We start from the raw sequence: 14086 nt of genomic DNA, 5'->3' as shown, positions 1-14086 counted from the left end.
TCCCAATCGATTCCCAACCGTCGCGTCAGGGTGAGGAGGCACAACGACGGAAGGATCTGCAATGCGCAACATTCTTGTCACCGGCTCGGTGGACGGCATTGGTCTGCGAACCGCGGCCCAACTCATCGCCCAAGGGCATCAGGTGGTCCTGCACGCCCGCAACGAGGAGCGGGCGGTGGTCGCCAAGACGGCGCTCCCAGCGGCGGCCGGGATCGCGGTCGGCGACCTGCGCTCGATCGAGGAGACCGCCGCGCTCGCCGGGTCGCTGGCCGGGCTCGGACGCTTCGACACCATCGTGCACAACGCTGGGATCGCGCGGCTGGACGCCCCGGAGCGGGAGTTGACCGCGGATGGTCTGGAGTCGACCTTTCAGGTCAACGTTCTCGCGCCGTACCTGCTGACGGCGTTGCTCCCCCAGCCGGAGCGTCTCGTCTACGTGTCGTCGGCGATGGCTGCGGACGGTGTGGTCGACCTCGCCGACCTTCAGTACGACGCTCGCCCGTGGAACGGGGTCGAGGTGTACTGCAGCTCGAAGCTGCTGGACCTGATGCTCGCCTTCGCGGTGGCCCGTCGCTGGCCCGGAACCTTGAGCAACGCGGTCGACCCCGGCTGGGTGCGCACCAAGATGGGCGGCGACGCCGCGCCGACGAACCCCGACGACGCCGCGCGGGCCCAGGTGCGCCTCGCCGTGGGCACCGACCCCGACGTCCTGGTCAGCGGGCATTATTTCAGTGAACGCGACTGGCGACCGTCCCGCTCCAGCGTGGATCCGGCACTGCTCGACGAGTTGCTCAGACACTGTGGTGAGCTCACCGGCGTCGACCTGCCCGAGGAGGCGTCGGCTGCGCACTTCCGGCAGCACCTCGACGGTTGATCTTCACGGCTGGCAGCGGAGTGAGCGTCTGGTCCAGGATGTCGCGGTGCAGCTCGGCGAGCTCCGGTCCGGGCTCGACGCCCACTTCGTCCAACAGGCGGTTGCGCGCCTCGTACAGCACCATCAGCGCGTCCCCCTGACGGCCTGTCCGGTACAACGCCCGCGCCAACAGCGTCCAAGCCCGCTCCCGCAGCGGGTGGTCACTGAGGAACGCCCGGAGCTGCGCGACGGCCGTATCGTGGGCGCCCACCTCGACCAGGGCGGCCAGGCGATTTTCTATCGCACCGGTCCGCAGCTCCTGGAGCCGATGCGACTCCGCGACCACGAACTCGTGGTCCGTGCAGTCGGCGTACGCCCGTCCCCGCCAGAGTGCGAGCGCCGCGTCGAACCGGGCCAGCGCGGACCGGGCCTCGCCGGCAGCCAGCAGGTCCCGACCGTGGGCTGCCGCCGTACCGAACCGGTCGGCGTCGAGTGTGCGCGGCCCCAGCCGCAACGCGTACCCGGCACCGTCCCGGACGAGTATCCGCCCCGGCTGCCGTGGCGCCCGGTCGGGCTCGAGCGCCCGACGCAGCACAGATAGGTAGCCCTGCGCGGTGACCCGGGCACTCGGTGGAGGGTCGTGCGGCCACAGGCAGTCGACCAACACCTCGATCGACACGAACCGGCCGCTGGCGACGACCAGCCGGCACAACACCGTACGAGGTGCCGGGCCGCCGACGGTGACGGCCCGATCGCCGTGCCGCACGACGGTCGGGCCGAGCACACCGAGTGTCAGACCGGGCCGGCTGTCGGACTCACTGGACATGGTCATGACAGCGGCCCGTTGTGCGTGGTTCTCATGGATGGCTTCCTCCGGTGTGCCGCAGCCGCGGACGAGTGGTGACATCTACGAGGCCGGGCCAGAGTTGGCGGACCCTTAACGTCGGCTTGGCGGGCTGGTGGCGAGGTGGGGATGCTCTACCTCGGCGCGGATCAGCGGCTTCAGGCATACGACGATCAGGGCGGCCGGGCCTACGCCGGGACTGACTGGGGATCACCGGCGGCGTCACGGGCCGTCATGGCATCCTCCCGGCCGGGTTCCTCGCTCTGGATGGGTGCGGTGCAGCCACTGCTCCGGGATGGCGAAACCGTCTACGTCAGGTCCACGGTCGGGTCGAACCCGGCGAAGCCAGGCGCCAGGAACCGCTCACCCCAGTCGCGCATCAGCAACTCGTACGCCTCGACCGGGTCCGGCACTGTGCTCAGATACGGTGCTGCGTTCCAGGTCAGCGTGAGTTGGTGGCCGTAGGGGCGTCGACTGCCGCTGCGGTCAGGACCGTCGAAAGCGCCACGCCTAGGACGACAGCCGTAGCAGCAGCGATCCGGCCGGCACGTCCTCGGGTCGGTAGGTGACCACCACACTGAGCGAGGGGGACTGTCGGGCCACGAGGATCAGCAGCAGCTCCAGGGTCGCGTCGTCGGACCAGGACGTGCTGACAGCGGTAGGAGAACGAATCCGCGCCATGCTGGAGCTGACGATCAAAGGGCTCGATCAGCGCAGGATCGCCTCGACGAAGTCGGCGCCGAGGCGGGCGCAGACCGTCAGGTCGAGCTGGTGGTGAACGTATCGCCCGCGCCTGCTCACCGTGGTGAGCCCGGCCTGCTTGAGCGCGGTGAGGTGGCGGGAAACCTCGGGCGCGCTGAGCTGCCACGCCTCGGCGATCTCCCCGGTCGTGTGCGGGCCCCGGGCGAGCGTGCGGGCGATCCGCCGCCGCACCGGGTGGGCGAGCGTGTCGATCCGCCGTTGGATCAGGTCGAGCGGCACGGGGTGCGGCAGCCCGGCCTCGGCCGCCGGATACTGCACGACCGGCCGCCAGCCCGGCGCGTGCACGACGAGTAGGTGCGGTCGGCCGAACGCGGTCGGGGTGAAGGTGACCCCCTGCCCCTGCGCGGTAGTCGCGTTGTCCTGCAGCTTGTCGATGAGGATCCGCCGTCCGTCGGGGGAGCGGGTCGTCGCGGGGGAGACCGCTGCGAGCACCGGGTCGAGGCCGTGCCGGGCCAGCAGGTCCGCCTTGTGCCGGGAGTCTGCGGCGAGCTGATGCTGCACCCGGGCCCACGACTCGGCGAAGAAGGCCTGCTCACAGTCCTCTAGGAGGCGGCGCACCCAGGCGCGTACACCCGGAGGGTCGGCGAGGAGTTGGTCGGCGAAGTCGGCCTGGCGCGGCCCGCGAGCCAGCGCCAACTCCCGGGCCCGGTGCCGAGCGTCGGCGTCGACCAGCGGTGAGGGCAGGCGACGCTGGGGCGTGGAGCCGCAGCTCGTGGTGATCAGAGCAGCCGCGACATAGGTCTCGTCGTCGAGCCGGTCCACGTCGTCGAGCTCGGCGGCGAGGGTGTCGCGAGGCTGGCCCGGCACGAAGAAGTCGGCCCGAGCCGACCGCCACAGGAAATCGGCCTCCAGCAGCCGGTCGCTCAGCTCCGGCTTGAGCGACGCGGCGGTCGTGGTGATCCAGCCGTGCAGCGCCGGGTGGTGCGCGGGCTCCGCCAGCGCGTGCAGCATCGCGGCCAGCTCACCCAGGGGTGAGGGGGAAAAGATAAAGCGCTCATCCGGTACGCCGGTAATGTCGATCGTCAGTCCCACGCCGCCCATCGTGACACCACCCGCCGGGACGGGCCGCGACACTTGACGAGGATCGTCAACCGGCGTGGCCCGGGACCACCCGGCGGCGACCGTGGTCGGCGTGACGAAGCAGAAGGATGAACGGCTGGGCTGGGCGGCGCTGCTGCACGCCGGCGGCGGTCCGCGATACACGCTGGCTCTGATGATCGACTCGGTGGGCGGCGGCCTGCTCCGCCCGTTCCTGCTGCTCCATGGCATCGTCGTGCTCCACCTGAGTGCCCTTGCGGCAGGGCTGGCGCTCTCGGCCGGGCTGCTCGCGGGCCTGGTCGTACTGCCGCTCGCGGGACGGTGGATCGACCGGGGTGCGAGGTCGGCCGTCGTCGCGGCGACGCTGCTCGTCCGGGTGGCCGGCGTCGGCGTGCTGCTCGCCGGGAACGGCGAGGCGGGCTTTTTCGCCGCGTCGGTGCTGCTGGGGTTGGGCAGCCAGGCCTGGCCGGCCGCGCACGCGGCCCTTGTCGCCGCCCTCACCACCGGCCGCCGCCGGGATGCGGCGCTCGCCGCCGGGCGTTCGGTGCGCAACGCGGGCCTCGGCACCGGAGCGCTGATCGCCACTGTCGCGGTGACGGGCGGGGACGGGGTCCTGCGGGCGCTCGCCGCCCTGACCGGGCTGGGGTTCCTCGTCTCCGGGCTGCTCGTCGCCTCGATGCGGCTGCGGGTGCCCGACCGCCCGGCGGTGGCGAGCGAGCGGGGCGGGGTGGGGCACCTGACCGGGCTGCTCTTGGCCAACCTGCCCTTCGCGCTCTGCTTCAGCGTGCTCGAGGTGGCGCTGCCCGCGGTGATGGTGACGCAGCTCGACGTGTCGCCAGTCTGGTCGGCGGGGATGTTCGTGGGCAACACCGTGCTCGTCATCGCGGTGCAGGTGCCGCTCGTCGTCTGGCTGGGCCGGTGGCACCGCAGATCGGTCCTAGCCGCCTCGGGGGTGGTCCTCGCGGGCTCCTATCTGGGGTTCTGGGCGGCGGCCGGGGTGGGTGGCGAGGCCGGTGCGGCGCTCGTCGCGATGGTCTGCGTGCTCTACACCGCCGGGGAGATCCTCTACACGGGTAGCGGGACCGCGCTCGTCATCGCGAACACGCCGGAACGGCGGGTGGGGCGTGCGCTGGTGCGCTGGCAGCTCTCCACCGGGCTGGGAATGGCCGTCGCGCCCGCGGTCCTGACGGGCCTGCTCGCGGTCGGCCCTTCGGCGCTGTGGCTGATGCTGGCACTCCCCACACTGGCCGGTGCGGCCGTGGTGCTGCGCACGCCAACGGGAGAGGGGGTCAGGCCGGGCCGGTGGCGCTCGGCGCGGCTGCGGTGGAGCGGCTGAAGGGACAGTGGCACTGCCGGCACCGACGTGCTCGACGGTCGACACGTCGAAGGCAAGCTCTCGTGCGCCGGGCCACCTGGCGGTCGTACGCGTGAAGGCGTGAGGTGTCGAAGAAGTGACGCAGGCAGGGTGCGCTCAGCGCCGGATCCGGGAGGGGTCCTGGCGCAGCAGGCTGAGGTAGTTGTGGGCGGCGTGCCAGGCGGGGGACCAGTCGATGTCGATGTCGGCGTCCTCGTACGGCGCCGTGGTGCAGCGCGTACCGGGCGACGCCGTGCGACAGGATCGCGTTGAGTTCCTGCTCCGCGTCCGCTCCGGGTTGTTCGAGGGCGCGGCGTAGCGCCGCGCGGGCGTGCCGCAGTGGGGTCGACGGCGCTTGGTCGTCGGGTCGACCCACCGAACCCGCGCTCGGTAGGGACGTTTCCTGCCGGCTCGCACCTCCAATTCGGAGGCCAGCGGTACGCCGATCGGTGGCTCTGCGGGTGTGTCGGGCGACGGTCGGCCCGCAGCGTTGACTACAGGGGCGCGCGATGGCTGTCTGCTCTGCGCCGCCATCGAGAGGGCCGCCCCGATTCATCTGGGGCCATCAAGAAAAAGGCCAACCTCTATTTTGAGACCCCTGAATGAACGAGGTGTCCCCCTGAAAAACGTCGAAGGGGGTCATGAAGGTGACCCCCATGAAAAGTGTCAATGAGGGCTGGTGGATAGCTAAACTGAAAACTATCGATGAAAGGGCATCGAGCGATCTCCATGTCGAGCTACCCCTTGAAAAGTATCGATGTTCGTGTCCGCCGCGCTCGTCGTCCTCCACTTCGAACACGAGCGCACCGCACCACCTGATCACGCACCGCCACGAACCGTTACTCCGAAAGGTTCATTGACAAGCTGGGAAAGGCCTGAAAGGGTCTCGCGTACAACGAATTCATCCTATGTTTTTTGGATCTGACCATTAAGAGGAGTCACGGTGATGCGGAAGAAACCTCTTGCGCTGACACTTGGCATGTCATTGCTCCTATCCATGGGTGTAGCGGCTAACGCCTCCGCGACCAGCTCCGGCGAGGAGCGCTTCCAGCCGGGCGTCACCTACGACCTGTCGGTGACCGACGCCGAGCGCGACGCGATCCACACGGAAGTCGAGGCGTTGGCTGGACGCGTCAACAGCGCGCGGGCGGGGGACGGCACCTACGATCCGCTCAGTCTGATCGGGGCGATGCTGGACGGGTCGAGCTACGACTCCATCTCCCGAGGCGGCACGGCCGCGACGGCGTACCCCTTCCCGGTCAGCAACACCGAAGCCAACCAGAACGAGTACGACCGCAAGGTCGCCAAGCTCGCCTGGGTGGTCAAGCTGGCCACCGACCTGGGTTTCCCGGTGGTCGTCCAACGCCAGCCCGACAAGTACGTCTACGCAGAGATCGGTGACCCGGACGCCCCGGAGATGGTCATGGCGTTGAGCCACCTCGACTCGCCGACGGCTTCCGTTTCGTCAGCCCAGCTGGCGCGCTGGCGGGACGCCGATGGCAACCTCGGCACTCCTGGTGCGTACCACTCGCCCTATGTCCAGGACGGCTGGGTCTACGGGGCGGGCGTGCAGGACGACAGCGGCCCGACGCTGGCGACGCTGCTCGCGGCCAAGGCGCTGCTCGAGGCGGGGTTGCCCCTCGACCGACGCATCCGCATCGTCATGGGAATCTACGAAGACGGCGGTCCCGGCACGCCCTCGACGGCGAACACCGCCACCTTCCAGTCCATCCCGTACAACTCGAACCCGAGCTTCTACGACAACTGGGCCTACAAGAACCTCAATCGGGAGGAGATCCCGATCGCGGCCTACACCTCCGACTCGCGGTTCCCGGTCATCGTCGGCAACTCCGGATCGGTGACCCCGCCGGTGTCGATGAGCTTGTCCGCAGACAGCACCAAGGCCTTCCGGCTGACGGATGCCACAGCCAGCGTCACCCGGCGCGAAGGCGACCCGACACTCAAGGACATCGCCTACGGCAGCACCACGCAGATCGCCTCGCGGGCCATTTTCACCCTCGACGTGGCGGAGGCCGGCTCCGCCGAGCGCGACCGATTCGTGTCGGCGATCACCGCTGCCGCGACCACGAAGGGTTGGCTCCCGGCTGCTCCCCGCACCACGCCCAAGGTGCAGACCACGATCACCGGCGACTCGCTCACGCTGGAGATCAACACCGATGTGGCGATGGAGATGCCGACCCCGCAGTACGGCAAGAATGCCGTCGTGTGGGGAATGTTCCTCCTCTCCAAGGGACTCGGCGCACTGGGAATCACGGCCGCCGACATGCAATTGAAGAAAGCCGCCGACGGCATCGCCGACCTGTTCTTCCGCGACGGCGTCGAAGGCGAAGCCTATATCGGCAAGTACATGGGCATCCCGGCGAGCCTGTTGCGCAACCCGAGCAACGGCACGCCGAACCTGACCCTTGCCCTCATGGCAGGCATCAATTCAGAGACACCGACGAGCTTCTACACGGACGCCTCCGGCAGCCTCAGCATGCCGATGTATGTGCGCAGCATGCACATCACCGCGGCTGACTCCGGCCAGGCGGCGGCGGCGGTCACGGCCGCCTTCCAGGCGAAGGGGTTCACCATCGGCAACCTCGGCTCGCCCGTCGGCGCCGGGCTGTATGTCACTCACGACAACCCGCTGACGGCTCTTCAGTTCGGGAGCTACCAAGCCTCGATCAACCGCAACCCGGAGAAGTTCGCGGATCCATATTCCCTCATGGACGTGGTCTATCCGCAGGGCACGACCGGTGGCACCCTGGCCAGCAGCTTCCGCAATAAGATGACCGCCTTCGGCGCCGTCATCCCGGGTAACGAGCGCTGGTGGCACACGGCCAACGAGCGGATGAAGGTCGACTCGGCAGTGCAGATGACCAAGATCATGGCCGATGGCATGCTGGAGATGGCCCGGTACTCCGGTCCCGCCGGCGCCAAGTTTATGGATGCAAGCATCCCGGGGCTGAACGCCGACCGGGCGGACCTCGACCTGCTCGACGTCACGATCGGAACCTACAAGGACGCGTCGGCCGCTGTCGGCGCGAGCCAGTTGGGCACCCAGGCCCTGCTCGGCGCCACCTCGTTCAACATCCCGATGTGGAACGGGCGCGGCAACTCGGCCCCCACGGCGTCGGCTTTCGCACTGGGGCACGCCCCGGGAGGGGTCTACCTGCCCCTGACCGACACCGAGTACCTGAACAGCACGTACGTGGCGCCGATGCGTCTGGAGTTCAAGGCGGAGCGCCCCGACTACATGTCGGACGCGGCTTGGGCGAAGTTCGTCGCCGGCGGCTACGGCGACTTCCAGTTCAACATTCTCGTCGGCGACGCGGTCGTGCCGCTGGCCGTTCCTGCGGGGCAGAGTGCGGACAAGTACTTCTCCTCGCGCATCTCGGCCAACAACCCCGACGCCATCTACCTGTCGGTCAACCTCGCGATCACCGATGCCCCGTACACCGGGGTGCAGACGATCCTCGCGGATTCCAAGACGGACCTGTACAAGGTCAATCCGACGTACTTGGCCTCAAACCCTGATCCGTTCCCCGGGCGCGGGGCCGTCGAACAACGGGGCTTCTTCGTGTTCGGTGATGGGCAGAAGAACGCGGAGTTCTCTTCACCCGGCGCGGTCTACGTGACAGTCGCCAACGCGGTCATCGATGCGAAGCCGTCGGCAGTGGTGAAGAAGTTGAAGGGCAACAAGAACGAGTTGACCATCACTGTGAAGCAGACCCACATCAACGGCAGCGAGTCTCCTGTGACGGCCACGTTCACCATCGACAACAACGCTAACGGCACTTACACCGTCGGCGATTACAAGGTATACGTCGAAACCAAGGGCAACACCCAGGTGCGGTCGATCTCCATCGTGTGACGCGTGTGAACCGGAAGTTCAGCGCGCGCGAGAGGGCATGCGCGGTGCAGAGCCCCGGCACATTCGTGAGGGTGCTCGGCTTGATGTGGTTGGTGTAGACGCGCCCGGGCTGGTGGTGGCAGGGCGGGCATGACCGGTTCAGATGATCATCGAGGTTCCTACGCCTTATTGATCGTCCGAAGTGAGTCATGCCCGCGCTGCCATCATCGCTGATCTCGTCCTTGTCCGATCTGCCCGACCCGAAGCCCAGCTGCTGGGGCAGGCACCTCGCGGTCATCAAGGGGCTTCGACCAGGGCAGCGGCGGTGCCGTGGTGGTCGAGGCGGTAACAGCGGCCCGAACTCGGCCCACAGTTCGTCGGAGCCGATCCACGGTGGCTGCTCACCCCTCCTCACGCTCAGACAGGACGATTTCGACGTCCCTAGGACACGTCGATATCCGGAGATGTTGTCCCACGATGTGGCGGTTGCGGCGTGAGTATCAGCTGTCCGAGTTCCTGGGTGCATCGCGTGAGCGCGACGTAGAGGCCGTTCCAACCGCGCGGTTCAGCGGCGATGCCTTGGGGGTCGATGAGTAGCGTCGCGTCCCATTCCAATCCCTTGGACTGGGTCGCGGTGAGCACCGGCACATCGCTCAGTACGGCTAGAAGTTCGGCGACGCGCGCGGCGGGGGCGATGACGCCGACCGTGCCACCATGCCACCGTTGCTGCAACTGCCGCACAGCTTCGGCGGCGGCGTCGGCAAGCTCGGCGGACGTGATCGTGAGCTCCCAGGGGGCGATGCCGGAGGAGCGAACCGCTCGTGGCGGCGCGTTGTGGCTGCCAGCTTTCTTCAGGACCGGTTCGGTGAGGTCCATAACCTCACGCGGAGTCCGGTAGCAGATGGTCAGTTCTGCGGCGGTCCAGCGGTCTCCGAACGCGGCCTGCACCGCTTGTCCCCAACTGGTGTGCCGGTGCGCTGCCTCCGCCTGGTCGATGTCGCCGACTGCGGTGATGGAGCGACTGGGACAGCGCCGTAAGACCATTTGCCACTGCATCTCGGACAGTTCCTGTGCCTCGTCGATGACGACGTGGCCGTACACCCAGCCGCGCTGCCGGCGAGCGCGGTCGGCGACGAACTCGCCCTGTGGTTGCGGGGCGTCGACCTCGCCGAGTAGGTCGGCAAGGGCGTCGAGCAGGGGAATGTCGCTCGATGCCCATGGGGCGGGCTCGGCCGAGACGGCGGTGATCTCCTCCAGGGACAGTTGCGGGGCGAACCGCGCCAGCAGGGTGCGGTCGGTCAGGAGATCACCCAGCAGGGTTCCGGCGTCGAGGGTGGGCCACCATGCCTCGATGAACCGGGCGATGGTGGCGTTCTCGGCGATACGAGAGCGAAGATGTTCGATCTCTTCCTCGGAGCGTAACCCGTCGATGTCACTGCCGGTGGACGTCCTGCCGGACTGGTGGTCCTGCTCCATGCCCCTGTCGACGCGGGCGAGGATGTCCTCGAAGCCCTCCTCCATCTGGTTCATCAGCGCCTCGCGCTGCTCGACGACGACTTCGGCAAGGAGGTGGTGTAACTGCTCGGCGAACGCCGCGCGGGCGCGGTGGTACGGGCGTCCCTGCACCGCCGAGGTGAGCGCCTGCGCCACCGTTGCGGCTGTGATGACGTAGAACTCGCCCTCCCAGCGCAGCTTCAGCTCGCGGGGTCGGGGGAGCAGCGACGTGACGTGGTTTTCGAGCGCGAGCTGCCAGAGGGCGCGGCCCTTGATTTCGGCGAGAAGCCGGCTCTCCTCGCGGCCCACGCGAATCTCGGTCAGCAGAGTGTCGCAGGTCGCCGAGACGACGGCGGTCTCACCGAGAGCGGGTAGCACCTGGGCGATGTACTGGAGGAACCGCGGCGAGGGGCCGAGGACCAGGACCGCTTGGTCGGCCATCTTTCGGTGGGCGAACAGCAGGTAGGCGACGCGGTGCAGAGCAACCACGGTCTTGCCGGTGCCGGGACCGCCCTGAACGATCAGCGGACCGGTCGCCTCGGCCCGGATGATGTCATCCTGTTCGCGTTGCAGCGTGGAGATCGCCGTCGACATGCGGCCGGTGCGCCGCTGGTCGAGGGCGGCAAGTAGAGCGCCTTCACCGACGAGTTCCGTCGTTATGGTCCCGTCCAGTGGCTCGTCGTCCACGCCGACGACGGCCGATCCCCTCGTGCGTATGTGACGGCGCCGTGCCTGACCTTGTGGGTCGACAGCCGTCGCGGTGTAGAACGGCCGAGCTGCGGGAGCGCGCCAATCGAGCAGCAGCGGCTCACCGTCCTCGCCGTCGTTGCGGAGACCGACACGGCCTACGTGTCGCACGGTGCCATCAAGGCCGTCGAGGCGGCCGAAGACCAGGCCTTCCCGTGCCCGCCGTAGCTCTTCGTACTGCTGGCGAAGCATGCGCTGCCGGGCCCGTTCCAAGGCGTCCAGGACCTCTGACGAAAGCTCGACCTGTAGGTGGTCGGCCAGCCTGTCGCGCCGGGCCGTGGCCAAGTCGAGAAACGCCTGTTCCTCGGCGACCGCGGATCGGCGCGCGACGCCCTCTGCGGTAGAGGTCGACGGTTCACCGTCCGGTGTTACTTCGCTGACGCCAGCGGTGCCGTTGTGCAGAGCAGACTTCCGGCGCATTCGCAAATCCTTGTATTGGCGTCCCCTCGGCCCGGATGAGCCGCAGTGCATTCGGCGGCAAGCATAGAGTCGGTTTCCCTCGTCGGCCAGGAACTCCGCCGGCAGAGATGGGAATCTCAATGCCTTGCAGTTCCGGGTCGCTTGTGGCCTCAATCAATCTTGATTCGCTCATTGACAGTCCGGTCTCTATCTGATCTGCGGGTGCGTTCCGACCAGCCACACGTCGCCCACGATGCGGATCCATGACAACAGCACCATCGGGAGTGGGCCAAGCCGCTGTTCCAGCCAGTGAAGGTGCACTTCGGCCTTAGGGTCGGGTGGGGTGTACGGCTCGGTCAGAGTCTGATCGTCGTTGTCCTCGTGGAATCGGTAGCCCTGCTCGCGCACGCGTGACCCTTGATTGACGTGCACCGGCTCGGCGGGCCATCTCGTTGCAAGCCGCCTGCGCCTCTGGGTGTGAAGGCTGGCTCACGGACACGGCTGCGAAGATGCCGCATCTCATGCCGAACCCGCTCTCGTTCGTCGGCGATGAAGCGGTTCACCCAGTCCGGCCGCGTGGTCATTGCAATCAAGGTTTCTCAGTCAACCGTCTTCAAGCGACGGTCCGCGCGACACTGCACGCCCCAATCTCGCGGGAGCCATCCGGTTCACCGATCGATGGTTGGGACCGCTGACGGTCTCTCGAGGCAGGAGTTCGTCCGGACTGCCCGGCATGGGAAGCGCTTCACGATCTGCGGTAACGAGCCCGGTAACGGAGGGGATCGCAACGGCGGATGAGGCGGTGAGCCGCAGCATAGAAGGCACATGAGGGCGTCGCGCTTGTTCGTCTCTAAAGACGTTTCAGCCTATCCCGGCATGGCGCGACAGAGATTTCGCGTATTGATGCCGTCCCGTACTGCCTGCTGCATTGCGCGGACGTCGCGGCCGGGCTTTTCGCGGGGTTGCCGCGGTCGGATCAACGCGCGACCGGTCTGCGGTATCTGCGAGGCTGATGCTGGACGGCCGGCGGAAGTCGATGCAGCCGATGGCGCAGCGTCTCGGGGTGGATCACCAGCCTCGCCCCTTCAGTAAGGGCGGCCGGTGGCGTGGTCCGGGAACACGAAAGTGTCTTCTGGTCTGGAACGATGGGACTTGTCTAGGGTTCCATCTGTCCGTCTCGGAAGGTGCCGGGATGGCGCGCCGCAGGCCTTTCCGGCGGGGCGGGGGATCGGGTCCTACACCTCCGGCTCCCAGGCGAAGAGCTGGTCGAAGATGCCCCGGTCGCCCTCGACCCGCAGTGACTCCGTCAGAATCCGGCCGTAGAAGAACATGACCAGCTCGTTGGCGGTGCCCCAGGCGGTGACGTCGGCCGCCTCCGGGCTCTCACCGGCGGCAGCGACGCGCGGGAGCCGGGCGGCGCGCGCGCCGTCGGAGGTGAGCCAGACGCGCCAGGAGTGGCCCTCGGTGGCGTGGTAGTCGACGACCGCCGGCTTGTGCGGCCACGGGGCCGTTGTCGCGCAGCAGGTGGTCAGGAACTCGTCGACCCCGTCGAGCGCCACCTCGCTGGACAGCGGCTGCGGGGCGCCCACCGCGACCTGGGCGTCGTAGGTGTGCACGGCGAGCTGCTGGAGCTGGTGCCGAGCGACGGCACCGCTGGTCTGCGGCGACTGCGACGGGCCCCACCACGTCCAGCAGCCACGGTCCGGTCCGGCCTCCCGCAGCGCGTCCAGCAGCTCCCGCATCGAGGCGGCGTACCAGGCCAGCAGGGCCTCGCGCTCCCGGGGCACCGCCGGGGCAGACACGGCCGCAGGAGCGTCGGCGGGCCCCGCGGCGACGGTGGCGGCCCACTTGTGGCGCCCCTCCCCAAGGTGCTGTACCAGGTCGAACAGCGTCCACTCGGGGCACGTCGGCACCCGCACGTCGAGGCTGGACGCGGCGGCGACCGCGGCCTGGAAGGCGCTCGATCGTTCGTCCATCAGGCGCAGCCGGTCGGCGAACTCCAAAGTCATTTCCACGGCGGCTTTGTACCACCGCACACCGATAAGCGACAGCGAATTTCACCGCCGCCGCCGGGAAAATGTGTTGCCCGGCGGCCCGCCGGTTGACCATGCCGACCGCCATGGATCAGTAAGCAGTGGCGCACGCGCGGACCGAGGACGGGTAAGGGCTGCCGGCGAGTCCTGGACGCGATCTACGAGCCCGCGCTCGCCCGGCTACGGGCTGCTCGCGCCATCGCACGGGAGTTGGCGTGGCTGCAACTGGCCGAGACCCGTGCCCGGGTGCCGGCCACCATCGTGCTCGGCAGGGCGTTGCCGGGGTTCGTCCTCGACATCGACGCGACGATCGTGCTCTGTCATTCGGAGAAGGAATCCGCGGCGGCGACGTGGAAACACACGTTCACCAGCCAATCCGCCGGGCTTAATGAAAGACGGAGGCCAGCAGTTGCAGCAGTTCCTGATCCCCGCCGAGCAGATCGACCAGATCCGCGGACGGCGGGCAGCATCGAAACTGGCCGAGGGTGAACGGTACCGGCCGAAGTGGATGATGGCCCTGGAGATTCTCGACGAGCTGGCCGGTTGGGATCTGCGCTGGCTCGGATTCTGCCCACTCTGCCACCAACTGGTACCAACCGAACATTGCACTACTAAGGCGTGTTTCGTAAGTCAGGCTGGCGGGGTCGAGGTCACGGCGTGGCGGTGATCGACAACTGAAGAGGTCTCCGGTATCTGGTTCTGCGAC

The 14086-nt window shown here is 68.1% G+C and carries 10 protein-coding genes and 3 pseudogenes; 7 read left to right on the top strand and 6 right to left on the bottom strand.

The window, feature by feature from the left end; genetic code table 11:
* Positions 1 to 61 precede the first annotated feature (61 nt).
* The gene (locus tag ABZS37_RS19425; protein ID WP_355170724.1) at positions 62 to 874 is read left to right on the top strand and encodes an SDR family NAD(P)-dependent oxidoreductase; all 813 of its coding nucleotides are present in this window, start codon (positions 62 to 64) and stop codon (positions 872 to 874) included.
* Here the strand turns inward: ABZS37_RS19425 and ABZS37_RS19420 are convergent.
* From ABZS37_RS19420 to ABZS37_RS19410, 3 genes are all read right to left on the bottom strand, one after another.
* A complete protein-coding gene (locus tag ABZS37_RS19420) occupies positions 810 to 1685 on the bottom strand; it encodes an AfsR/SARP family transcriptional regulator (RefSeq protein ID WP_355170722.1) in 876 nt (291 codons plus the stop codon). The two genes, ABZS37_RS19425 and ABZS37_RS19420, sit on opposite strands and share 65 nt — an antisense overlap.
* Before the next feature lie 522 nt (positions 1686 to 2207).
* On the bottom strand, positions 2208 to 2378 hold the full coding sequence (locus ABZS37_RS19415; protein ID WP_355170720.1) for a hypothetical protein: 171 nt from the start codon (positions 2376 to 2378) through the stop codon (positions 2208 to 2210).
* A 27-nt stretch (positions 2379 to 2405) separates the two neighbouring features.
* The gene (locus tag ABZS37_RS19410; protein ID WP_355170718.1) at positions 2406 to 3500 is read right to left on the bottom strand and encodes a DUF5937 family protein; all 1095 of its coding nucleotides are present in this window, start codon (positions 3498 to 3500) and stop codon (positions 2406 to 2408) included.
* Positions 3501 to 3555: 55 nt separating this feature from the next.
* On the opposite strand from ABZS37_RS19410, the gene ABZS37_RS19405 reads away from it, so the two are divergent.
* The 3 genes from ABZS37_RS19405 to ABZS37_RS19395 all read left to right on the top strand — a co-directional run bounded on the left by ABZS37_RS19405 (position 3556) and on the right by ABZS37_RS19395 (position 8728).
* Complete coding sequence (locus ABZS37_RS19405) at positions 3556 to 4833, top strand: MFS transporter (protein ID WP_355170716.1); 1278 nt, start codon at positions 3556 to 3558, stop codon at positions 4831 to 4833.
* 214 nt (positions 4834 to 5047) lie between these two features.
* Positions 5048 to 5170, top strand: coding sequence for a hypothetical protein (locus ABZS37_RS19400; RefSeq protein ID WP_355170714.1), 123 nt, complete (start codon positions 5048 to 5050; stop codon positions 5168 to 5170).
* A gap of 627 nt (positions 5171 to 5797) precedes the next feature.
* A complete protein-coding gene (locus ABZS37_RS19395; RefSeq protein ID WP_355170712.1) occupies positions 5798 to 8728 on the top strand; it encodes a M20/M25/M40 family metallo-hydrolase in 2931 nt (976 codons plus the stop codon).
* Between the two features lie 420 nt (positions 8729 to 9148).
* On the opposite strand, the gene ABZS37_RS19390 is transcribed toward ABZS37_RS19395, so the two are convergent.
* Entirely contained in the window at positions 9149 to 11368 is a 2220-nt protein-coding gene (locus ABZS37_RS19390; protein WP_355170710.1) for a UvrD-helicase domain-containing protein, read from the bottom strand.
* A 186-nt stretch (positions 11369 to 11554) separates the two neighbouring features.
* Entirely contained in the window at positions 11555 to 11755 is a 201-nt protein-coding gene (locus ABZS37_RS19385; RefSeq protein ID WP_355170708.1) for a hypothetical protein, read from the bottom strand.
* Positions 11756 to 12246: 491 nt separating this feature from the next.
* Here ABZS37_RS19385 and ABZS37_RS19380 point away from each other — a divergent pair.
* A pseudogene (locus tag ABZS37_RS19380) lies at positions 12247 to 12422 on the top strand (transposase); the annotation flags it as partial.
* 160 nt (positions 12423 to 12582) lie between these two features.
* Here ABZS37_RS19380 and ABZS37_RS19375 read toward each other — a convergent pair.
* A complete protein-coding gene (locus ABZS37_RS19375; protein WP_355170888.1) occupies positions 12583 to 13356 on the bottom strand; it encodes a maleylpyruvate isomerase family mycothiol-dependent enzyme in 774 nt (257 codons plus the stop codon).
* Positions 13357 to 13521: 165 nt separating this feature from the next.
* Here ABZS37_RS19375 and ABZS37_RS19370 point away from each other — a divergent pair.
* Both ABZS37_RS19370 and ABZS37_RS19365 read left to right on the top strand, forming a co-directional pair.
* Positions 13522 to 13746: pseudogene (locus ABZS37_RS19370) on the top strand (IS1380 family transposase); the annotation flags it as partial.
* A 40-nt stretch (positions 13747 to 13786) separates the two neighbouring features.
* Positions 13787 to 13936, top strand: a pseudogene (locus ABZS37_RS19365) (IS701 family transposase); the annotation flags it as partial.
* Between the last annotated feature and the right edge of the window lie 150 nt (positions 13937 to 14086).

It is taken from the genome of Micromonospora sp. NPDC005413, from assembly GCF_040606435.1.
Taxonomy (GTDB): Bacteria; Actinomycetota; Actinomycetes; order Mycobacteriales; family Micromonosporaceae; genus Micromonospora.
The sequence above is the reverse complement of the archived record's forward strand: the minus strand, read 5'-3'. Positions and strand labels throughout refer to the sequence as shown.